Annotated in this window: 19 protein-coding genes; 6 read left to right on the top strand and 13 right to left on the bottom strand. The window is 65.2% G+C overall.

Annotation, left to right across the window (positions count from 1 at the left end):
• Nucleotides 1-81 precede the first annotated feature (81 nt).
• Nucleotides 82-2,214 (top strand): S46 family peptidase, encoded by a 2,133-nt coding sequence (locus BSY18_RS10695; RefSeq protein ID WP_069050583.1) that lies wholly within the window; start codon nucleotides 82-84, stop codon nucleotides 2,212-2,214.
• A 50-nt stretch (nucleotides 2,215-2,264) separates the two neighbouring features.
• On the opposite strand, the gene BSY18_RS10690 is transcribed toward BSY18_RS10695, so the two are convergent.
• The 6 genes from BSY18_RS10690 to BSY18_RS10665 form a co-directional block, all read right to left on the bottom strand.
• Nucleotides 2,265-4,184 (bottom strand): TonB-dependent siderophore receptor, encoded by a 1,920-nt coding sequence (locus tag BSY18_RS10690; RefSeq protein ID WP_236823348.1) that lies wholly within the window; start codon nucleotides 4,182-4,184, stop codon nucleotides 2,265-2,267.
• On the bottom strand, nucleotides 4,135-5,403 hold the full coding sequence (locus tag BSY18_RS10685) for a DUF3526 domain-containing protein (RefSeq protein ID WP_069050581.1): 1,269 nt from the start codon (nucleotides 5,401-5,403) through the stop codon (nucleotides 4,135-4,137). The genes BSY18_RS10690 and BSY18_RS10685 overlap by 50 nt, the downstream gene beginning before the upstream one ends.
• Entirely contained in the window at nucleotides 5,400-6,848 is a 1,449-nt protein-coding gene (locus tag BSY18_RS10680) for a DUF3526 domain-containing protein (RefSeq protein ID WP_069050580.1), read from the bottom strand. Before BSY18_RS10680 ends, BSY18_RS10685 begins: the two co-directional genes overlap by 4 nt.
• The gene (locus BSY18_RS10675) at nucleotides 6,845-7,570 is read right to left on the bottom strand and encodes an ABC transporter ATP-binding protein (protein WP_442856581.1); all 726 of its coding nucleotides are present in this window, start codon (nucleotides 7,568-7,570) and stop codon (nucleotides 6,845-6,847) included. The genes BSY18_RS10680 and BSY18_RS10675 overlap by 4 nt, the downstream gene beginning before the upstream one ends.
• A gap of 6 nt (nucleotides 7,571-7,576) precedes the next feature.
• Nucleotides 7,577-9,700, bottom strand: a complete 2,124-nt coding sequence (locus BSY18_RS10670) for a TonB-dependent siderophore receptor (RefSeq protein WP_236823347.1) — start codon at nucleotides 9,698-9,700, stop codon at nucleotides 7,577-7,579.
• Between the two features lie 139 nt (nucleotides 9,701-9,839).
• On the bottom strand, nucleotides 9,840-11,342 hold the full coding sequence (locus BSY18_RS10665) for a lipopolysaccharide biosynthesis protein (protein ID WP_054134200.1): 1,503 nt from the start codon (nucleotides 11,340-11,342) through the stop codon (nucleotides 9,840-9,842).
• Between the two features lie 264 nt (nucleotides 11,343-11,606).
• On the opposite strand from BSY18_RS10665, the gene BSY18_RS10660 reads away from it, so the two are divergent.
• A complete protein-coding gene (locus BSY18_RS10660; RefSeq protein ID WP_069050578.1) occupies nucleotides 11,607-11,882 on the top strand; it encodes a hypothetical protein in 276 nt (91 codons plus the stop codon).
• A 71-nt stretch (nucleotides 11,883-11,953) separates the two neighbouring features.
• Here the strand turns inward: BSY18_RS10660 and BSY18_RS10655 are convergent, their stop codons facing one another.
• From BSY18_RS10655 to BSY18_RS10635, 5 genes are read right to left on the bottom strand one after another with little or no spacing between them, the layout of a single operon-like run.
• Nucleotides 11,954-13,735, bottom strand: coding sequence for a SulP family inorganic anion transporter (locus tag BSY18_RS10655; protein ID WP_069050577.1), 1,782 nt, complete (start codon nucleotides 13,733-13,735; stop codon nucleotides 11,954-11,956).
• A gap of 3 nt (nucleotides 13,736-13,738) precedes the next feature.
• Nucleotides 13,739-15,019, bottom strand: coding sequence for an NAD(P)/FAD-dependent oxidoreductase (locus tag BSY18_RS10650; protein WP_069050576.1), 1,281 nt, complete (start codon nucleotides 15,017-15,019; stop codon nucleotides 13,739-13,741).
• Nucleotides 15,020-15,054: 35 nt separating this feature from the next.
• Complete coding sequence (locus BSY18_RS10645) at nucleotides 15,055-15,471, bottom strand: DUF6691 family protein (protein WP_171900214.1); 417 nt, start codon at nucleotides 15,469-15,471, stop codon at nucleotides 15,055-15,057.
• Entirely contained in the window at nucleotides 15,462-15,905 is a 444-nt protein-coding gene (locus BSY18_RS10640) for a YeeE/YedE family protein (RefSeq protein WP_069050575.1), read from the bottom strand. Before BSY18_RS10640 ends, BSY18_RS10645 begins: the two co-directional genes overlap by 10 nt.
• A gap of 11 nt (nucleotides 15,906-15,916) precedes the next feature.
• A complete protein-coding gene (locus BSY18_RS10635; RefSeq protein ID WP_069050574.1) occupies nucleotides 15,917-16,834 on the bottom strand; it encodes an MBL fold metallo-hydrolase in 918 nt (305 codons plus the stop codon).
• A 104-nt stretch (nucleotides 16,835-16,938) separates the two neighbouring features.
• On the opposite strand from BSY18_RS10635, the gene BSY18_RS10630 reads away from it, so the two are divergent.
• The 4 genes from BSY18_RS10630 to BSY18_RS10615 all read left to right on the top strand — a co-directional run bounded on the left by BSY18_RS10630 (nucleotide 16,939) and on the right by BSY18_RS10615 (nucleotide 19,096).
• On the top strand, nucleotides 16,939-17,568 hold the full coding sequence (locus BSY18_RS10630; protein WP_069050573.1) for a peroxiredoxin: 630 nt from the start codon (nucleotides 16,939-16,941) through the stop codon (nucleotides 17,566-17,568).
• Nucleotides 17,565-17,981, top strand: coding sequence for an ArsR/SmtB family transcription factor (locus tag BSY18_RS10625; protein ID WP_054134207.1), 417 nt, complete (start codon nucleotides 17,565-17,567; stop codon nucleotides 17,979-17,981). Before BSY18_RS10630 ends, BSY18_RS10625 begins: the two co-directional genes overlap by 4 nt.
• A 142-nt stretch (nucleotides 17,982-18,123) precedes the next feature.
• Nucleotides 18,124-18,291, top strand: coding sequence for a YezD family protein (locus BSY18_RS10620; protein WP_082382201.1), 168 nt, complete (start codon nucleotides 18,124-18,126; stop codon nucleotides 18,289-18,291).
• A gap of 34 nt (nucleotides 18,292-18,325) precedes the next feature.
• A complete protein-coding gene (locus BSY18_RS10615) occupies nucleotides 18,326-19,096 on the top strand; it encodes a sulfite exporter TauE/SafE family protein (RefSeq protein ID WP_069050572.1) in 771 nt (256 codons plus the stop codon).
• Between the two features lie 45 nt (nucleotides 19,097-19,141).
• Here BSY18_RS10615 and BSY18_RS10610 read toward each other — a convergent pair whose 3' ends face one another.
• Together BSY18_RS10610 and BSY18_RS10605 are read right to left on the bottom strand one after the other, a co-directional pair.
• A complete protein-coding gene (locus tag BSY18_RS10610; RefSeq protein WP_069050571.1) occupies nucleotides 19,142-19,426 on the bottom strand; it encodes a hypothetical protein in 285 nt (94 codons plus the stop codon).
• A 17-nt stretch (nucleotides 19,427-19,443) separates the two neighbouring features.
• Complete coding sequence (locus tag BSY18_RS10605) at nucleotides 19,444-20,367, bottom strand: hypothetical protein (RefSeq protein WP_150126260.1); 924 nt, start codon at nucleotides 20,365-20,367, stop codon at nucleotides 19,444-19,446.
• Nucleotides 20,368-20,468: the final 101 nt, after the last annotated feature.

Raw genomic sequence — 20,468 nt, 5'->3', positions numbered from 1 at the left:
TCCACCGCGCTTGCCCAGCCGTTTTGCCCGGTCTATCTGGGCGACCATCCATCGCTTTTGCGATCATCCGGAGGTTCCTTAATGCGTCATACCCTGTTGCTTGCCACCACCGCGCTGCTGCTTTCCGCGCCTGCATTTGCCGAAGAGGGCATGTGGCTTCCTGGCCAGACCCCTGCGCTCGGCGACAAGCTGAAAGAGGCCGGGCTCGAGCTATCGCCCGCCGATCTGGGCGACCTCAAGACCGCGCCGCTCAATGCCATCGTCTCGCTGGGCGGCTGCTCGGCCTCGTTCGTCAGCCCGGAAGGTCTGGTCGCGACCAACCACCACTGCGTCTATGGGTCGATCCAGTACAACTCCAAGCCCGGCCAGGATTATCTGACCGATGGATTCCTGGCCCAGACCAACGCCGACGAGGTTCAGGCCGCGCCGGGATCGCGCATCTATGTGATCGAGGACCTGCGCGACGTCACCGCGGCGATGACCAAGGGTGTCACCAGCAAGCTGTCTGGCCTCGACCGCTACAACCGGCTGGAAAGCAACCGCAAGAGCCTGATCTCCGAATGCGAAAAGCAGGCCAACCGCCGCTGCGACGTTCGCCCCTATTTCGGCGGGCAGACCTATTTCCTGCAGCAGCAGCTCGAGATCAAGGATGTCCGGCTGGTCTATGCACCCGCTGGCGGCATCGGCAATTTCGGCGGTGAGACCGACAACTGGCAGTGGCCGCGCCACACCGGCGATTTCGGCTTCTACCGCGCCTATGTCGCGCCCGATGGTTCGTCGGCGCCGTATTCCAAGGACAACGTGCCCTACAAGCCCAAGTCGTGGTTGAAAATTGCCGACAAGCCGCTGGAGGAAGGCGATTTCGTGATGGTCGCGGGCTTCCCCGGCGTCACCCAGCGCCACTGGACCGCCGCCGAGGTTCGCCACAATTTCGAGCAGGTCTATGCCATCGACCAGCAGCTGCGCGCCGATTATTCGGATGCGATTATCAAGGCGGTGGCGGGCAACAAGGATGCCGAGATCAAATACGCATCGATCCTCAAGGGATCGGACAACTACAAGAAGAAGCTGCTGGGCGAGATCGCCGGGGCCGATGCCATCGACCTGCTGGGCCGCAAGGACCGCGCGGATGCGGATTTCCGCGCTTGGGTGGCGGCGGACCCTGCGCGCACCCGCCAGTATGGCAAGGCGCTCGCCGATCTCGACGCGCTGGTCGCCGAATCGAACCAGGCCCGCGTGGACAGCCTGCGGCTCTCGACATTGGGCCGCGCGCAGCTGCTGTCGGCGGCAGGAACGCTGTATCGCTGGGCGAAGGAGCGCGAAAAGCCCGACGCGCAGCGTGAGCCCGGCTTCCAGGATCGCGATCGGCTTTCGATCCGCGAACGCCTGACCCAGATCGAGCGCCGCTTCGATGCAGGCGTCGACCGAGTGCTGTTCGAGCAGGCTTTGGGCGAATATGCCAAGGTGGCGGCGGACAAGCGCAATGCGCCGCTCGAAACCAAGATCGCCGCGATCGGCATGGATCGGATGTACGCCGACACCCAGCTGGGCGACACCGCGCAGCGCATTGGCTGGATGGACAAGCCCGCATCCGCGTTCGAGGCCTCGGCCGATCCGTTCATCCAGCTCGCGGTGGCTGCCTATCCGGGCGCCAAGGCGGATGAGGACAAGGCCAAGGAGCGGGCAGGGCGGCTGCAGGCAGCCCGCTCGCAGGTGATGGCTGGGCAGCTCGCCTTCGCCAAATCACAGGGCCGCACTTTGTACCCTGATGCCAACGGATCGCTGCGCTTCACTTATGGCAAGGTCACCGGCAAGCAGCGCGACGGCCTGATCTGGACGCCGTTCACCACCGCGGAAGGACTGGTCGCCAAGCAGACCGGGCGCGGCGAGTTCGATGCCCCCAAGGCTGCGATCGACAAGCTCAAGGCGCGCGACTTCGGTTCCTATACCGACGCCAAATTGGGCACGCTGCCGGTCAACTATCTGTCGACCGTGGACATCACCAACGGCAATTCGGGCTCGGCGACGCTCAATGCGCGCGGCGAGTTCGTCGGACTGGCGTTCGATGGCACGCTCGATGGCGTGGTGTCCGACTGGTCGTACGATGCCGCAATCAACCGTACCATCCACGTCGACAGCCGCTTCATGCTGTGGACCATGGAAAAGGTCGATGGCGCGCAGCGGTTGCTGAGTGAAATGGGCGTGGCAAAGTAAGCGCTCCAGGCGGGCGGGGCTTAGTCGCTCCGCCCGCTTGCGTTCCCGCGTCAGAAATCAACGGTGAGGAACATCGTCAGCTGGCGCGGCGAATTGACCTGATAGCTGCCGCTGCCGACCAGAGCGAGATCATAGGCGTTGGTGAGGTTCTGCAATTGCACCCTCAGCAGCGCGGGGTTGTCGGCCAGATCGAACCGCCAGCGCACCCCTGCATCCAGGATGGCGCGCGCAGGCAAGGTCACGAGATTGCGCGTATCTGCGGCGCGGGTGCCGCGGTGGGTGACGTTGAACGTCAGCTGCACGCCTTCCGCGCCGGGGAGCGCATATTGCGTCGCCAGCGTCAGCAGCTGCGATGGCTGGCCCAGCGGACGCCGCCCGACGCGGCCCAGCCTGACCCCATCGCCGGTGACGCGCGGTTGCATCAGCACTGCGCCCGCGACCACGGTCAGCCCCTTGGCGAGCGGCCCGGCGGCGGAGAGCTCGATCCCGCGATGGCGGACATCGCCCAGCTCGCGAAACACATTGGCCTCATCTGCGGCGAAATAGGGTTTGCGCACATCGAACAGCCCCGCGATCAGGCTCATTCCCCAGGGCGCCTTCCAACGCAGCCCGCCATCGATCTGCGATGTCGGGATAGCAGGCAGCGCTTCGGTGCGATTGGCGGCGCTGTCGGGTGCGATGCCGCTTTCCTCGAGCCCTTTGGTGTAGCTGCCATAGACCGCCAGCCGATCGCTGAGCTCGAGCGAGGCGGTGATGTTGGGCAGCCAAGCCTGATCGTCGGTGCGCGCGAGCGGGGCGCCGGGGCGATCGACCCGCTTGGCATACCAGGTGTGCTGCAATCCGAGGCTGAGACCTCCGACGCCCGCCCAGCGGCCGTCATAGGCGACGCCCGCGATCCCCTGGCGCACGGTCTCGCCGGTTTGTGGCACGAAGGTGAAATCGGGCGCGGGGATATCGAGCACCTCGTCCACCGGCGCGCGTTCGAAATCGATCCGCCCGCCGCCGCCATAGCGGCTGACCCGCTCGCGCCCGCGCACCGCGAGATGCACGGTGTGGCGGCGCGGACCATCGGCAAAAGTGCGGCTGAGGCGCAGTTCGCCGCTGGTCCCCGCGAGCGACAAGGGCGGGTCGCTTGTCACGCGGCGGATCGCTGTGCCGTCGGGGCGCATCGCGATGAAGTTCTGCGCGAAATTGGTGCTGCTGTCCGATGTCGAGCGGAACAGCCCGGCAGCAAGCTGCCACTTGTCGCTGAGCCGTGCCTTGGTCAGCGCGCCGTAATGCTGCACGGTGTTGCGCTGGTCCGCCCATTCGGGGCCGGGGAAGCGGCGGCGCTCGACGCGCGGCGGCAGGAACGCGCCTTCGGGCGTGTAGAGCGGCGCGGCCTCGCGGTTGTAGAGGTCGATCCGGCTCCAGAACGGGATGACCTCGATCCCCGGCGCGGGCTTCCAGCGTGCGGCCAGCGCATAGGAGCCGAAGAACGACTGGTTGCCCGGCGCGAGCTCGTCGACGAAACCGGCCACGCCTGCCACCAGGCTGAGCTTGTCCTTGATCACAGGAATCTGCGCGTCGAGCTCGAGCCGCCCGCCGCCCCAGCTGTTGAGGCCGAACATGGTGCTGAGCACGAAGTCGTTGCCCGCGGGGCGGATCTTGTAATCGACGATGCCGGTGGGGGCGGGGAACAGATAATTCTGCGCGGTCAGCCCGACGCGAACGACATTGCTCTGCACCAGCCGGTCGGTGAACGAGGCCGGACGGTCGAAATACAGCCCCTCCAGCCGGATGTTATTGGCGGTGACCGGTGAAAAGCCGCGCACGTCGTTGCCGCTGTAGAGTCCGACGCGTTCGTTGCCGATGCTGGTGCCGAAGGCATCCTCGGCGCCGCCCGCGGCATTGTCGGTGACACGCTGAGCAAGAGCGGGGTCAGTCAGCCCCAGTGCCGCTGCCGTCAGCAGGATCGAAGCGCGGAACATCCGCAAGGATCTGGACGTCGAAGGGGCGTTCGCTGAAGAGATAGTCATAATAATACTCGCGCAGTCGCGTATGATAGGCGCGGATGCGCTGTTGAAATTCAAGCTGGGCGGTGACGTCCGTCCCCGCTAGCGCAGTCATGGCCTGCGCGATACCCGCTGGTGGCAGCACCCAGCCCGCAGCCCGGGCATAGGCTGCGCGGCCCGCGATGCCGTCGCGATAGGCCTGCGATTGCTTGGCAACATGCACATCGCCCAAGTGCTGAAAGGCGAAATACCATTTGTAGTGGAAGGTGGGCGGCAACGCGCTTCCGGCTGCATGCTGCGGATAGAGCGCCAGGAACGCGTCCATCGTCTGCTTGCGTGGGCGATCCCACGCGCCGTGGACGAATTCGCGATTCTCGCGCGCCAGCGCCGCACCATCGGGCACCGGTACGGCGGCGTTGATCACCAGATTGGCGGCAGCGGGAACGACCAGTGTCAGCGCGAACCAGATCGACGCGAGGGTCGCTGCGTTGACCAACGAGCTTGCGCCGCGCCGCGCCACCAGCAGAATGACCACCGACCAGAACAGGCACGCCAGCGTGATCAGCCCGCCGAAGGCCAGCGCGCGGGGCAGGGCGGTTCCTGCCAGCACGGCACCCACTGCAAACGGGATCAACAGCGCGGCGAGCACGCCTGCGATCCGTACCGCAATCCGCACAGACCAAAGCCGCCGACGCGCCCTGGGGAGAGCGGACAGCATGAACAGCCGCCCCGCCTCGCGCTCGCCCGACCAGAGGTCATGCAGCAGCGCGATCAGCACCAATGGCGCGATATAGATGGTGATGAACACAAGGTCGAACCGACCGGCCAGCGACAGCTCTGGGTTGGCGCTTTCGTTTTCATAGAGCTGCGCTTCAAGCGAGAGCGAGCGCACCCGCAGGATGGCAGGCGCGATGTCGCGGTTGCCCAGCGCGGCGAAGGCGAGGTCCGATGGCGGATCCCAGACCGGCTGGAACCCGTAATAGGCGCCATAGCCGGCATCCTTCACGAAGCTGGCCACCGCTTCTTCTTCGGCGGGCTGGCCTGCAAGCATCCGCTCGATCATCGCCTGATCGCGTGCGACATTGGCAAGCCCGATGGCGACGCCTGCGGCGGCGAACACCGCCAGCAGCACCAAAGCGGCAAGCGCAGCGCGGTTGCGGCCCAGCAGCCAGATTTCACGGATCATGCTGCTCATGCGCCGAGCCTTCCCATCCGCCGCGCAGCCAGCGCCAGCCCGCCCTGCGCCAGCACGATCCACAGCGCTAGCAGCGCCAGCGAGGGCAGCATCGCTGCCATCCGAGCCGATGCCGAGGGCGCGGCGAAATCAAACCGGGGCATGGTCTTCCAGAAGTCTGCGGAAATGCGCGTGCGCCGGTCGGCCAGCGGGTCCTTGCTGCGCGCGTTGTCATCGGCGCCGGACACCGCGGTGGCCTGAAGGCCGTTGAGCCTCTGAACCAGATCGAAGCGATAGGCTTCCGCCGCATTCATGAACGCCGTGTGGGTCGTCAGATCAGTGGCGGCGCCGACCATCGACGCGTTGCGCACCGACAGCGCGGGGCTCAATACGCCTGCCAAGGCCAGCCAGCCGGACTGGCGCGCGCGGATGGCATCGGCGCGCGCGGCATAGTCCTTGAACAATTGCGAGGTGATCCGCTCGCCCTCCTGAGCCAGGCGCCCGCGATAGTTGAACGGCAGGTCCTCGGTGCGGGTGACGCCATATTGCTTGAGCAGGTTCGCCTTGAACGCGGCGAAATGCGGATCGTTGGGGTTGTGGCTGTCGCCGATGCGGCGCAGGTCCGCGGCAATCGCAAGTTCGGTGTCGACCCGGCTGGGCAGCGGATCGGCAACGCCTGCCCAACCTGCCGCGGCGCGCGGCACCAGCACCACGATCAGCGCCCAGGCGGCGATCAGCGCGATCAACGCGCCCTGCGATGTTCGCGCAATCGCCGACAGCGCCACGATGCCCAGCACCCAGGCGGCGAGATACCCGGCATAAGCGAGCGCGATCACCAGCGCGACGGCGGCTTCATGCGGCTGGCGCAGCGCCGCCCAGCCCAAGGCCACCAGCGCGGGTGTCAGCGCGAGCAATGCGACCAGACCCAGCGCAAGCGCCTTGCCGCCGACGATGCTGCCTGCGCTTGCGCCATGCGCCGCCAGTGCGCGCAGGCTGCCGCGCTCGCGCTCGCGCGCGACGGTTGCAAAACCCAGGAAGATCAGCAGCAGCGGCGCCAATGTCTGCAGCACGAACGTCGGGGTCAGCTGGCCGAAGCGCAGCAGATCGGATGATTCACGCGCCGCGCCGAAGGTCGCGCTGTTCTGCCGGTGCCCTTCGAGAAACACCACCGTACCGGTGAAGGAATCCACGCCCGGATCCAACGCGGCGAGCGGCCCGACGGGGCGCAGCGCATAGGTGCCATAATGCACCATGCGGTGCGGGTGGCGGTCGGGCTGCGCCTCGAACTGCGCATCGGTTTCGGTCTGCGCCTGCGCGCGCGCCCGTGCGGCCTCGGTCATCTGCACCGCAGAGGTGACCGCCGCGATTGCGGACAGCAGCAGCAAGGTTACGACCCCGACCAGCGCTAGCCGTGACCGCAGCATCAGGCGCAGCTCGGCTGCGGCAATGATCAGGCTGCGGTTCATTTCACGCCCGCAAAGCCGTCGTGCAGCGTGTTGAGATCGAAGCGCGGAGCGGTGTCTTGCGCGCGCCATTCATTGGCTATCCGTCCGCCCGCGATCAGGCCGATGCGGTCGGCGGTATCGGCTGCGCCCAACAGGTCGTGCGTGACCATCAGGATCGAGACCCCGCGCGCCGACAGCGCTTCGAGCAGCGCGTGGAAATCCGCTGCGGCTGCCGGGTCCAGCCCCGATGTCGGTTCATCGAGCAGCAGCAGCGGTGTGTTGCGCAGCAAAGCGAGCGCGATTGCGGTCTTCTGCCGCATCCCTTTCGAGAAGCGCCCGGCGCGCTGGTCCCAGGCGGTGGCGGCCAGGCTGACGCTCTGAAACGCCTGCTCGATATCCGCGCGTGGCCTGGCGCAATCGGCAACTTTCAGGAAATACTCGACATTCTCGCGCGCGGTCAGGTGATCGTACAGCGCGACATTCTCGGGCAGATAGGCAACCGATGCGCGCACCGCATCCGGGCTGGAGCGCGGGTCCTGCCCGCAAACGGTGAGCGTTCCCGACAAGAACGGCAGAAAGCCCAGGATCGCAAACAGCGTGGTCGATTTGCCCGCGCCATTGCCACCTAGCAGCGCATAGATTTCCCCCGGTGCCAGCGACAGGCAAAGACCGTCGACGATGCGCCGGTCCCCGCGTTCGACAACCAGATCGGCGATGGCCAGGGTGCAATCGGTCACCTTAATCCCTTCTCAAAAAGACACGCGTACGGCCACCGATGCGGCGCGCGGGCTTCCCGGCTGGACCCACAATTGGGCAAAGCTGTTGGTGTAGTAAGTGGTATTGAACAGGTTGGTGACATTGGCAATTACCTCGAGATTTTCCTGCAGCTTCCAGCTCGCAAACACCCGCGTCAGCACATAATCGGGCAGCTCGAAGGTGGTGGCGGTCTCGCCCAGCCGCTTGCCGACATACTGCACGCCTCCGCCAACGTTCAGCCGGGTGGTGCCGATGTCGAACCCGCGCGACAGCTGGATGTTGGCGCTGTGGCGGGGAATGTTGATCAGCCGGTCGCCCGAGCGGATCGCCAGGCCGAAGTTGAGATCGGTGACGTTGGCGCGCGCCTCGGCATCGACATAGGCATAGGACAGCCACAGATCGATATCGCCGGGAAGCTTGCCCGCAATGTCCACCTCAAGCCCGCGGCTGCGCGCCTTGCCGATGGGCAGCGAGAACCCCGGATTGCCCGGGTCTGCCGCCAGCACGTTGGACTTGGACAGGGTGAACAGCGACACCGTGCCTTCCAGCGTGCCGTCCAGCAGCCCGAATTTCGCGCCGACTTCGGCCGATTTCGATGTCTCCGGGTCGAACAATGTGCCCGCCGCTGTCGCGCCCAGATTGGCGCGGAAGCCCTCGCCATAAGCGGCGTAGAGCGACACCGCATCCGATGGGGTGAAGACGATGCCGGCCTGCGGACTGAACCGGTTGTAGCTGCGGCTGGCGGCGACATTGTTGGCGCGGTTCAATGTCTCCACCGTGATGTCGTCGAAACGTCCGCCAATGCGGACCTGCAGCGTATCCGTCAGCGTGATCTGGTCTTGGACATAGGCGCCGACCGCGCGCTGCTGGTCCAGCCGGTTGGTTTGCGGCCCGGGGTTGGGCAGCGGGAACCGTCCGTAAACAGGGTTGAAGATATCGATGTCGTTGCTGGCCTGCGCCGTGGTGGTCGCACCGATGACGGCAGGGCGGAAACGCAGGAACAGCTGCGAATTGTCGAACTCGTCATAATCCACCCCGATCAGCACCCGGTGGGACAGGCTGCCGGTGTCGAATTTGCCGGCCACTTCGCCGCGCAGTACGAAATGTTCGGCTTCATACAGGCGCGACCGGCGCTGGCGTGACAAGGATCGACCATCGCGGCCCAGTCGCTGGCGGCTGGCAACCAGCTCGGCCTCGGTGGAAAAGCCCTCCAGCCGGGTGTCTCGATACTGGCCGCCCAGCATGACGCTCCAGTCATCCGAGAATTCGTGGCGGAGCTGGACCTGATGGCCGGTCGCATCGGCGTCGACCGGTCCATCGCCCGGCTCGCCCAGAAAACGCGAGCGCGGAACTAGCCCCAGCACGCCGCGAATGGCGGGCACGCCGCGATCAAAATCGGCCTCCTGCCGCGACAGCTCGAGGTCATAGGTCAGGGAGGTGCGTTCGCCGAGCCTGAACAGCACCGAGGGCAGGAAGCCCAAGCGCTCGCTGCGCACGGTATCGCGGAAACTTCCGGCATTTTCGTAATACCCGATCAGCCGGATCGCAGCGACATCCCCGATCGCGATGTTGACGTCGCTGTCTGCTCGGCGGCGGTCGAAGCTGCCCGCCAGCGCGGTGATCTGGCCGCGGGTCTCGAAATCGGCGACTTTGGTGACGATGTTGACTGTGCCACCCGGCTCGCCGCGACCGAACAGCGCTGCGTTGGGGCCCTTGAGCACCTCGACCCGTTCGATTCCCGCCGCATCGCGGGTGCCGCCAAAGCCGCGCCCGCCGTTGAAGCCGTTGACCAGATATCCCGATGGAAGGTTCTCGTCGCCCGCAAACCCGCGCACCGCATAGGCATCCCAGAGCCCGCCGAAATTGTTCTGCCGTGCCACCGAGGCCGACAGGTCGAGCACATCCGCCAGCCGCAAAATCGCGTTCTGGTCGATGATCTCGGCGTCGATCTGGGTGATCGCCTGCGGCGTTTCGCGCAAGGCGAAGTCGCCGCGATAGGCCTGGCGCTGGCCGGTGACCACGATTGATCCGGCATCGTCCTCGGCCAGGGCCGGGGTCGTGATGGCTGCGGTGCCTGCCGCGATGGCAGACATGAAAGATATGACGCGATTGGCCATGATGTGCGATCCTGCTTGCAGAAGCGGCCCCCACTGATCGCCTCCGAGGCTCGCGTGATACAAAATATCATAACACGTGCAAGCAAAATTCGCCCGATGCACGTCTATGGCAGACGCAATGCGATGCCCCGCGAGGCTTTCAGGGGGTGTTTGCCTTGCGGGTGCGGAACAGCTCGCGGTCTTCCGGGCCGAAGCCGCGCCGCCAGATGATCCAGCCATAGACGCCGAGAATGGCGGGGATGCCGATCGCAAGCTCGGCCCATTCGGGCAGCTTGGTAAAGCCCCAGCCGACCAGCGATGCGACCGCCGCCGCCCATACCAGAGCCCAGCGCCAGCCATTGACCGGCGCGCCCAAAAGCTTGGAGAGCAGCCGCGCCTTGACGATCGAGGCAAAGCCCAGTGCCAGCGCGAGCGCTAGCGCGACGCTTGCCGCCTGAAACAGGGGGGGTAGGCCCATTGCCTGCGCGGTCAGGATCAGCGCGACGCTGAGCACCGCCTGCAGCGCCAGCATGGCCAGCGAGATCATCAGGTTGCGGTGCCGGGCGATGTAGATCAATGCGGCTTCGCTCACCGCTGCGGTGGCGGCGACGACCTCTGCCGCCAGCAGAAACGCCAGCGCCCCGGTGCCACCGACGAAATTGGGTCCGACTAGCCCCATCACGCCTTCTCCCGGAATCCCCAGCGCCAGCGCAACGCCGGTCTGCGCGGCGATGATCCAGAACCCCACCTGGCTGACCTGCCGCGCGATCTCGGTCAACTTGCCTTCCTGCAGGTTGCGCGTGATCACCGGGCCCAGGATCGGGTCGAAGCTGGTCTTGAGCTTCTGCGGCAGGCTGGCGACCTGTTGTGCGATATAATAGATGCCCACCACTGCGGGCGAAGCGAACAGCCCGAGCACGGCAAGGTCGAGCCGCCGGCTGCCCCACTCGATGGCGTCCGCGGCGGCCAGCGGTGAATTGCGCCGCGCCATCCGGGCCAGCTTCATCGGTTGGGGGCGCCAGCCCCAGGGCAGGCCATAGCTACGCAGCATCGGCCAGATCGAGGCGACGAACGCCGCGGCCATCGATGCGATATATGACAGGATCAGGCCGTCCTGCGGCGTCCAATAGAAGAAGATCCACGCGGTGATGCTGATCGTCCACGGCTCGATCACCGAGCGGGCGCGTACCGCAGAGGCAATGTCGAAGCGATAGGCCAGCGCCGCCAAAGCGATGTCGGATCCCGCCACGGCAAAGATGATCAGCGGCAGCAGCCGGTCGATTTCGCCTGCGGTGCTGTTGGGGAACATCAGTTCGGGAAACAGCATCAGCAGGATCACTGCAGCGGCCGAGGCGATGAAGCTGACCAGCAGCCCGTCTGCTACCACCTGCGCATGCGGCCGCGATGTGCGCGCCAGTTGCGCTGCGAGCCCGCGCTTGAGGCCCAGGGTGGCCAATTGCGCGGCGAATTCGACCACCAGAATGGCATAGGCAAACCGGCCCAGCGATTCTGCGCCGTACAGCCGCCCGGCGATGAACAGGAACGGCAGGCGGGCGGCGAGCCGCAGCAGAAAGCCGAGGAAATTGGTGCGCCCGCCCTTGGCCAACGCGGCGATGTCGCCATCGGCCTTGGCTGCGCGTTCGCCCTGTTCGGCACCGGACACAGCCTGTCCCGTCCCGGACACGGAATCCGGAAGCGATGGCTCGTGAGGCGGCGGTACTGATGTCAAAGTGGCGTTTCCAACCCCAAACCTGGTCATGCTCTAAAGCAGCTTTGATCCGCTTTGGCTAGCTTTGCGCTGACTGCGCCCAGCGGTGGGGTGCGCGCAAACGATGGACAGAAAAAATGCCATCCCGTGCAACCATCTGCAACGATGGTCGTAAATCCCGTCATGCGTCGTGCATGAAACAGGGTAGTGGAGCAAATTATGCGTAAACAGATTCTTACCGGCATCGCCAGCATCGGTCTCATCAGCCTGGCAGCTTGCCAGAGCGAACAGGCCGACCAGGTCGAAGATCAGGCAGAAGCCGAAGCTGATACGATCGAAGACATGGCCGACCAGGCCCCGACCGAAGCGCAGGAAGACGCTCTCGATGCGCAGGCCGATGCCGTTGAAGATGCTGGCGAAGAACGCGCCAACCAGATCGACGACAATGGCGAAATCGCCCCGAGCGAAGTTCCGGGTGAAACCCCCAACCAGTAAACCTTCCCCTTCGAAGGTCGACGAACGGCGACAAACCGAAAGGTTTGTCGCCGTTTTTCATGCGCCAAGGGTCAGATCAGCCCTCTGGCCGCCCAGGGGTCGTGGCTGGTTGCAGGTGCGTCTTCGTCGTCAGCCAGCACCAGCAGCGCGGCGAACGCCTTGTTCTGCGACAGCCATACCGTGCCGGTGAGGTCGCGCAGCAGATGCGATCGCTCGAGAGCGTCCATAACCGGGCCCTTGACCTCCGACAGGTGCAACTTGACCCCGGCGTCGGCGAGACGATGATTGATTGCCTCGATGCTTTCCAGTGCCGATGCATCGATCGCATTGACCGCAGAGCACATCAGGATGAGGTGCCGCAGTTTCGGGTGTTCGGCCACCTGTTCGAGCACGAATTCCTCGAGCCAGCGCGCGTTGAGATAGGTCAGGCTTTCGTCGATGCGGATCGTGAGGATGCGCGGATCGGTGAGCACCTGGTGCCGCCTTACGTTGCGGAAGTGCTCGGTCTCCGGCACCCGCCCGACGATGGCGGCATGCGGGCGCGATGCCCGCCACAGGAACAGCGCCAGCGAGAGGCCCACGCCCGCAATCACGCCGGGCTCGACCCCTGCCAGCAACGTCACCAGCACCGTGGCGGCCATCGCGGCAAAATCGGGCTTGGAATAATGCCAGATATGCTGCGGCGTCTTGAAGTCGACGAGGCTGAGCACCGCAACGATAATCGTCGCGGCCAATGTCGCGATCGGCAGTGAGGCGAGGAACGGGGTCAGGAACAGCGCGGCGATGGCAATGCCGATCGCGGTGAACGCGCCTGCTGCAGGGGTCTCGGCACCTGCATCGAAGTTCACCACAGAGCGCGCGAACCCGCCGGTGACCGGATAGCCACCGGTGAATGCGGCGGCGACATTGGCCGCGCCCAGCCCGATCAGTTCCTGGTCGGGATTGATCCGCTGGCGCTTCTTGGCGGCCAGTGTCTGCGCGACCGAGACGCTTTCGACAAAGCCGATGACACTGAGCAGCAGCGCGGGAATTGCAAGGCGCTGCCAAAGTTCGGTATCGAACAGCGGCACGGTGAACGGCGGCAGGCTCTGCGGGATCTGGCCGACGACCTTGACGCCCTGCGCTTCGAGATCGAGCAGCACCACCGCGAGCGTCGACACCGCAACCGCAGCGATCGGTCCCGCCTTGGCGGTCAGGTCCGCGGTGCGGGATTTCAGCCCCAGCTTGACGAGCAGCGGCTTCAACCCCTTGCGCACCCAGAACAGGAACGCCGTGGAGACAACCCCGATGATCAGCGTGGGCAGGTTGGTGTTCGCAAGGTTGGCGATCAAAGTGCTGACCAGCTCGGGCATCGCCTCGCCGCTGGCCTTGATGCCCAGGATCGACTTGAGCTGGCTGGTGGCGATGATCAGTCCCGAGGCTGTGATGAAGCCGGAGACCACCGGGTGCGACAGCAGATTGGCCAGGAACCCCAGCCGCAGCACGCCCATGACGATCAGCATCGCGCCCGACAGGAAGGCGAGCACCAGGGCCGCCGCGATGAACTCAGCGCTTCCCGGCGGCGCGATGCTGCTCGCAGCGGTCAGCGTCATCAGCGAGATCACCGCCACGGGTCCCACCGCCAGCGCTCGGCTGGTGCCGAACAGCGCATAGGCAACGATCGGCAGAATCGAGGCATACAGGCCGATCTCGGGCGGAAGGCCTGCGAGCATCGCGTAAGCGAGGCTCTGCGGGATCAGCATGATGGTGACGATCGCGGCGGCAACCAGATCGTTGGTCAGGATCGTCCGGTTATAGCCCCGGCCCCAGTCGAGTACCGGCAGGTAGCGGGCAAAGGAGGAGGCCGGGCGCATCGATCAGTTGCCGATCATGTGCGGTTTGACCATCCATTCACGCCCTTTGAGCATCCCGTGCCAATAGACCGGCGGCAGGATGGTGTCCTTGAGCAGCCATGCCAGCCGCGAGGGCCTTGTGCCATCGATCAGCCACGTGGGGAAGCTTGGCAGCAACTTGCCGCCATAGCCGAACTCGGCGAGCACGATCTTGCCCGATTCCACGGTCAGCGGGCAGCTGCCATAGCCGTCATATTCGGCGACCGGAGGCTTGCCCTGCAAGGCGGCGAGCACATTGACCGCGACCACCGGCGCCTGCTTGCGCGCGGCGGCCATGGTCTTGGCGTTGGAGGCCGAGCACGCATCGCCCAGCGCGAAGACATTGGGATAATGAGTGTGGCGCAGCGTCGCCTCGTCGACATCGATGAACCCCGATGCGGCAGCCAGCGGGCTCGACCGCACGAAGTCGGGTGCGGTCTGCGGCGGCACGACATGGATCATGTCGAAATGCTCTTCCACCCGGGTCACCGCGTCGCCCCGCTTCTGTTCGAAGGTCGCAAACCTGCCGGGGCCATCGACCGCGACCAGCTTCGATTCGAAATTCAGATGCGCGTCGTAGCGCTGCACATACTCCATCAGCGCAGGAACATAGGCGGGAACACCGAACAGCACCGCGCCTGCGGTGTGGAACTGTACGTCGATGCTGGGCAGCACGCCCGATTTATCCCAGCGGGTGCAGGAGAGGTACATCGCCTTTTGCGGCGCGCCCGCGCACTTGATCGGCATCGGCGGCTGGGTGAACAGCGCACGGCCGCCGCGCAGCGCGTCGACGAGCTGGCGAGTATAGGGCGCAAGATCATAGCCGTAGTTCGAGGTCACGCCATGATGGCCGAGCGCATCGCGCAGCCCGGGGATCGCATCCCAGTCGAGCTTGATGCCGGGGCACGCGACCAGCACGCGATAGTGCACATCGCTACCGTCTGCCAGGATCACGCGGTTGTCCTGCGGCGCAAAGCCGCTAGCCGACGCGCGGATCCATTTGACGCCATCTGGCATCACCGAGGCCTGCGAGCGGCGTGTCACCTGCGCATCGAAGATGCCGCCGCCGACCATCGTCCAGCCGGGCTGGTAATAGTGCACCTCGGAGGGCTCGATGATCGCGATGTCGAGCCGGGAGTTGCGTTTGAGCAGGCTGGCGGCAGTCGCGATGCCCGCGCTGCCGCCGCCGACGATCACGACGTCGAAGGTTCTGGCTGCCGCAGGCACCAAGGGTGCGGGCGAGGTGGTCTGGGTGGTGATCGGCATGCTGCTCTCCCGTCCCGCACGCTGGCGGAGTGTCGTTATCGTATCGCGAACCTGTGCACCGCCATGCCCGCCAGCATTGCGGCGATGAACATCGCGGCGGGCGCAGGGGCGATGGCAAGGTCTGCGATGGCAGGGCCGGGGCACAGCCCGCCGATCCCCCAGCCCGCGCCGAAGATCAGCGCGCCGATCGCCAGCCTGGGGTCGATTTTGTTGGTGCCGGGCAGATCGAAGCGGCTGGCCGCGACCGGTGCGGCCATCCGCCGCTGGACCGCCCAAGCGATCGCCATCGGGATCATCGCCCCGCCCATCACAAAGGCGAGCGTCGGGTCCCAGGCGCCGAACAGATCAAGGAACGCCTGAACCCGCTGCGGATCGGCCATGCCCGAGACGGCCAGCCCCGCACCGAAGATCAGCCCTGCGGCCAGCGCGATTGCGGTCTGTTTCACAGCCATCCTCCCACGCGCAGCAGGGCGACGGTGGCAAAGCCGCTGGCCATGAACATCGCGGTCGCAAAGATCGATCGCGGCGACAGGCGCGACATGCCGCACACCCCATGACCGCTGGTGCAACCCGACCCCAGCCGGGTGCCGAAGCCGACCAGCAGTCCGCCGATCAGCAGCGGCCACGGGCTGGTGGGGAATGTTGTCTCCACGCCGCCCAGCATCGTGCTCACCAGCAGCGCGCCCAGGGGCAGGCCGATGATGAACGCGATCGCGATGCTGCGCGGTGCGCCGCCAGCCGAAATCCCCGTGGCGCGCGCGGCAAGCCCGCTGACGCCCGCGATCCGGCCCAGCGCCAGCAGCATGATCGCGGCGGACAGGCCGATCATCAGCCCGCCCGCAAGCCCCTGCAGCGGCATCGCATCGGGAAAGCCCGGAAGCATCATGCCCGTTCCGGTCACAGCGCGTTGAGCGGAATCTTGAGGTAGCGCACGCCGTTGTCTTCGGGCTCGGGCAGATGCCCTGCGCGCATGTTGACCTGCACCGAAGGCAAAATGAGCCGCGGCATGTCGAGTGTCGCATCGCGCGCTTCGCGCATCGCGACGAACCCATCCTCGGTGATGCCGTCATGCGCGTGGACATTGTGCGCGCGCTGCTCGGCCACGGTCGTCTCCCACACGAAATGGTCGCGGCCTTCGGGCAGATAGTCGTGGCACATGAACAGCCGGGTATCGGCGGGAAGCTCGAGAATCCGGCGCAGCGAGCGAAACAGCGTGCGCGCATCGCCGCCGGGAAAATCGCAGCGTGCGGTGCCGTAATCGGGCATGAACATGGTATCGCCGACGAACGCCGCATCGCCGATGACATAGGCGATGTCCGCGGGTGTATGGCCGGGAACATGCAGCACGGTCACGTCCAGATTGCCGATCTTGAAGTGATCGCCATCGTGGAACAGCGCATCGAAATCGCTGCCGTCGCGCTCGAATTCGGTGCCGGCGTTGAACAGCTTGCCAAAGACGTTCTGCACCAGCGTGATCGATGCGCCGATGGCGATCTTTCCTCCCAGTTTCTGCTGCAGATAGGGCGCGGCAGACAGATGGTCGGCATGCGCGTGCGTCTCGAGCATCCAGTCGATCGCAAGCTCCTTCTCTCCGACATAGGCGAGGATCGCGTCTGCCGAGGAGAAGGAGGTGCGACCCGAGGCGGGGTCATAGTCCAGCACGCTGTCTATCACTGCCCCGCGCAGGGACTCGGGATCGTGGACGACATAGGACACGGTGTTGGTGTCCTTGTCGAAAAAGGCCTTGATCACCGGCACGCCGGCCTGGGCGGCGGCAATCTGTGCGGTGGCGGTGGCGAGGGCGGAGTCGGACATGGGGAATCCTCTTCAAATTCATATTTACATGAAATATGTAAGTGAGTAATGTCGCATCGTCAAGCCAATTGATCCGGCCCCTGCAAATGTGAGATGGCGAACGCATGACCCTGTCCCAGATTCCCGCTCGCGCGGTCCACATTGGCGATCTCGCGCCGGATTTCACTGCCCGAACGACCCAGGGTGAAAGGGCGCTGCGCGATTATCGCGGCCAGTGGCTGCTGTTCTTTTCGCACCCGGCGGATTTCACACCGGTCTGCACCACGGAATTCATCGGCATCGAGCGCGCGGCGGACCAGTTCAGGGCCATGAACTGCGCGCTGCTGGGGCTGTCGGTCGACAGCCTCTATGCGCACCACGCCTGGCTGCGCGCGATCCAGCAAAGCTTCGGTGTCGCGATCAGCTTTCCCGTGGTCGAAGATCCTTCGATGGCGATCGGCCGGGCTTATGGCATGATCGATGATACCGCCCAGAGCAGCGCGGCGATGCGGTGCAGCTATGTGATCGATCCCGAAGGGGTGGTCCGCGCGATCACGGTGTACCCGCACAATGTCGGCCGATCGGTGGCAGAGATGCTGCGGCTGGTGGCCGCCCTGCAGCGCGCCGACGATGGCATTGTGATGACTCCCGAAGGCTGGCGTCCGGGCGATGACTTGCTGCATGCGCCCGACCCTGAAGCGATGCCCGATGGCAGCGCCGCCGACTGGTTCTGCCGCACGGTGCCGGCATCATGACCGCGATCTACCAGAGCCGCGCGCGGGCCGAGGCGATGACCGAGAAGTTGCGCGCCTATGCCCAGCCGCAGCGGCTGATGATCCTGTCGTGCCTGCTCGAAGGCGAGAAGACCGTGGGCCAGATAGATGCGGCTACCGGCATCGGCCAGCCCGCGCTCAGCCAGCAGCTTGCCGAATTGCGCCGCACCGAACTGGTCCGCACCCGCCGCGAGGCCAAGCAGGTCCATTATTCGCTCGCGGACGAAACGGTCGGGCTGTGCGTGCGGACAATGGAGGCGATGATGGGCGGGCATGACGATCCGTCGGCGGCGCTGCACCGGGCGTTGAATGCACCGGTCCTATCGGAGTCTGCTGCCGCAGACGCCGGAGCGCGCGTCCCGCACGGCGCGGCAGGCTTTGCGCGGATCGGCTGACCACCTCCGGGCAGAGGCAGGGTCATAGAGAAGGCCGATAGTTTTTCTATCTTGGCAACTGAATTGGTAGAGAATAACCCTGTGGCTGCGGGCCATGCTGCATGCAGCCGGTCCGCACCAGACGTTACAGGAGTTTTGCCTCATGCCTCCTTCCAGTCCCACAGGCGCCGCCGAGCCGGTTCGATCCCCGATCCCGCTTTCGGCCATTGCCGACACCATTTCCAGGCTGCGGTTCGGCGCGGTCACCCTGACCGTCCATGACGGCAGGCTCGTCCAGATGGATGTCACCGAACGCCAGCGTTTCTCCTGAACCTGCGGCCCTCATGCCATGAAAGGGACCGCATGTGCCGGACCTTGGAATACTGAATCCCGCCGATATCTGGCCTTTCATCCTGGCGGGTTTTGCCGCGCAGATGGTGGATGGTGCATTGGGAATGGCGTTCGGCGTCATCTCCAGCACGCTGCTGGTCTCGGTGCTGGGAGTGCCGCCTGCGCAAGCCTCGGCAGGCGTGCATCTGGCCGAGGTGTTCACCACCGGCGCGTCGGGGCTCAGCCACGCCTGGCACCGCAACATCGATTGGTCGCTGTTTGCCAGGCTGGTGGTGCCCGGTGTCATCGGCGGGGTGCTGGGGGCTTATGTGCTGTCGAATATCAATGCGGGCCTCGCCCGGCCGCTGGTGATGGCGTATCTCGCGATCATCGGCGCGATGCTGCTCTATCGCGCCTGGCGCTTTCCTCCGCACAAGTTCGACGACCCCAGAGTCGTCGCGCCGCTGGGGCTGGCGGGCGGATTCCTCGATGCGGCAGGCGGCGGCGGCTGGGGGCCGGTGGTCACGTCCAACCTGCTGATCCAGGGCAGCGAACCGCGCAAGACCATCGGCACGGTGAGCGCGTCCGAGTTCTTCCTCACCGTCTCGATCTCGCTGACCTTCATCCTGACCCTGGGCTTCGAGGCGTTCACCAAGGCAACCATCGGCCTGCTGATCGGCGGCGTGCTTGCCGCCCCGTTCGGCGCGATCCTCGCAAAGAACGTGCGCCCGCGCATCCTGCTCTTCATGGTCGGCGCCGTACTGACGCTGACCAGCGCGTTCAGCATCTGGAAGGCGCTGGTGTAAAGGGCAGGGGGGGCCTTGTGCCGACGCGGCAAGCAGATCGAAGCGTCAGCCCCGCCGGAACGCGGCAAGTTTCATCGGTTCGCCGCTGATGACTGCCTCGCCCGTGGTGATCAACTCGGCTCCACCCGGAGCCGGCGGAACGGTATCACCGATCATCGGCAGCAGAACGAGCGAATCGATGGCCGGTGGCTCGTCCCCCAGTGTCGCCAGCGTGTAATTGTCGATCACCTCCAATGCGGTCAGCGCACCCCACCATTGCTCGTCGTTGCGCATGGCAAGCTCGACCTGGCCGAGCGAGTGGCGCGAATGATATTTGAGATCTGTTGCCATGGTTCCATCTCCTGTCGTCAAGGTATGCGCAGCTGCGATTTCACGTTGGCGACCTTCGCGGCCCGATCTGCCGTCTTGCAGTAGTCGCTGTTGAGTTTTGCTCCGATCTGATCGCGCAATTCGATTTCGGACAGGCCGTCAGGCAGGTTGAATTGAGCGGCGAGCAGGTCGCGATTGTCGGTCGCGATCGCTGGATCGCTATTTCGCGTCGCGACGAGGATGGCGCGCAACTCCCGGGTCGATGCCTGCACGTCCTCGACGACGTCGCATCCGGAGGTCGCCTTGTCGAGGCGCAGTTCGGCATCGTTCTTGTTGGTCACGGCCTGCCTGGTGATCTTGGAAATCGCCAGCGCGAATGAACCTGCGCGCTGCAAGGCTGCGATGTCTCCGATCGCCAGAGGCAACGGATAGCTTTCCACGTCGCGCTGCATCGCCTGAACGAGCACCAGCCGCCGCTTTGCGCGCTCCTCTTCCATCGCCGCGAACATCGCAGGCAGCGACTGGTTGAAGAACAGGTTCTTGTCGAAGCTGCTGCGGGCGCCAGTGAACGCAGCAATGGCAGCGGCAAGCGGTCCGACCTCGTCCGCCTCTGCCACAGACGCAACTCCGGTCAGTCCCAGAAGCGCCAGGTCGAAGCCTATCGCACTGGTGCGACTTTCGGGATCTGCGCTGGTCTGGAAGTCGGCATATTGGGCATCGATGGCATTCATGTAGAGCGTGATGACCAGATCGCGATATTGACGCTGGGTGAGTCCACCGCGATCGCGAGCGTCGGCGCTGTGATAGGCTGCGATCGCATCTGGCCAGCTATAAGGTTTGAGACTGGCGAGAATGTCCTGCGTGGAGACAACCGGCTGTTGCGCCGAACGCAGGCTGGTGCACCCCGTCACCAGCATCGCGCCCAAGGCGCACGCGAATAAAGCTGTCTTGCCCCGTGTCATCGCATCTGCCCCCGCTGTCTGGATACGTCCAGTTGCAGCAGAGGATAGACGATAGGGCCACGCAGCAAAATTAAACTACATTAACCTTGCAGATTTGTGAT

Origin of the sequence: Blastomonas sp. RAC04 (genome assembly GCF_001713435.1) — a bacterium.
GTDB classification, from domain to species: domain Bacteria; phylum Pseudomonadota; class Alphaproteobacteria; order Sphingomonadales; family Sphingomonadaceae; genus Blastomonas; species Blastomonas fulva.
The sequence above is the reverse complement of the archived record's forward strand: the minus strand, read 5'-3'. Positions and strand labels throughout refer to the sequence as shown.

Coding starts and splice junctions, on each gene's coding strand:
- BSY18_RS10695 (WP_069050583.1), top strand. CDS start 82: ATGCGTCATACCCTGTTGCTTGCCACCACCGCGCTGCTGCTTTCCGCG.
- BSY18_RS10690 (WP_236823348.1), bottom strand. CDS start 4,184: ATGTTCCGCGCTTCGATCCTGCTGACGGCAGCGGCACTGGGGCTGACT.
- BSY18_RS10685 (WP_069050581.1), bottom strand. CDS start 5,403: ATGAGCAGCATGATCCGTGAAATCTGGCTGCTGGGCCGCAACCGCGCT.
- BSY18_RS10680 (WP_069050580.1), bottom strand. CDS start 6,848: ATGAACCGCAGCCTGATCATTGCCGCAGCCGAGCTGCGCCTGATGCTG.
- BSY18_RS10670 (WP_236823347.1), bottom strand. CDS start 9,700: ATGGCCAATCGCGTCATATCTTTCATGTCTGCCATCGCGGCAGGCACC.
- BSY18_RS10660 (WP_069050578.1), top strand. CDS start 11,607: ATGCGTAAACAGATTCTTACCGGCATCGCCAGCATCGGTCTCATCAGC.
- BSY18_RS10655 (WP_069050577.1), bottom strand. CDS start 13,735: ATGCGCCCGGCCTCCTCCTTTGCCCGCTACCTGCCGGTACTCGACTGG.
- BSY18_RS10650 (WP_069050576.1), bottom strand. CDS start 15,019: ATGCCGATCACCACCCAGACCACCTCGCCCGCACCCTTGGTGCCTGCG.
- BSY18_RS10645 (WP_171900214.1), bottom strand. CDS start 15,471: ATGGCTGTGAAACAGACCGCAATCGCGCTGGCCGCAGGGCTGATCTTC.
- BSY18_RS10640 (WP_069050575.1), bottom strand. CDS start 15,905: ATGATGCTTCCGGGCTTTCCCGATGCGATGCCGCTGCAGGGGCTTGCG.
- BSY18_RS10635 (WP_069050574.1), bottom strand. CDS start 16,834: ATGTCCGACTCCGCCCTCGCCACCGCCACCGCACAGATTGCCGCCGCC.
- BSY18_RS10630 (WP_069050573.1), top strand. CDS start 16,939: ATGACCCTGTCCCAGATTCCCGCTCGCGCGGTCCACATTGGCGATCTC.
- BSY18_RS10625 (WP_054134207.1), top strand. CDS start 17,565: ATGACCGCGATCTACCAGAGCCGCGCGCGGGCCGAGGCGATGACCGAG.
- BSY18_RS10620 (WP_082382201.1), top strand. CDS start 18,124: ATGCCTCCTTCCAGTCCCACAGGCGCCGCCGAGCCGGTTCGATCCCCG.
- BSY18_RS10610 (WP_069050571.1), bottom strand. CDS start 19,426: ATGGCAACAGATCTCAAATATCATTCGCGCCACTCGCTCGGCCAGGTC.
- BSY18_RS10605 (WP_150126260.1), bottom strand. CDS start 20,367: ATGACACGGGGCAAGACAGCTTTATTCGCGTGCGCCTTGGGCGCGATG.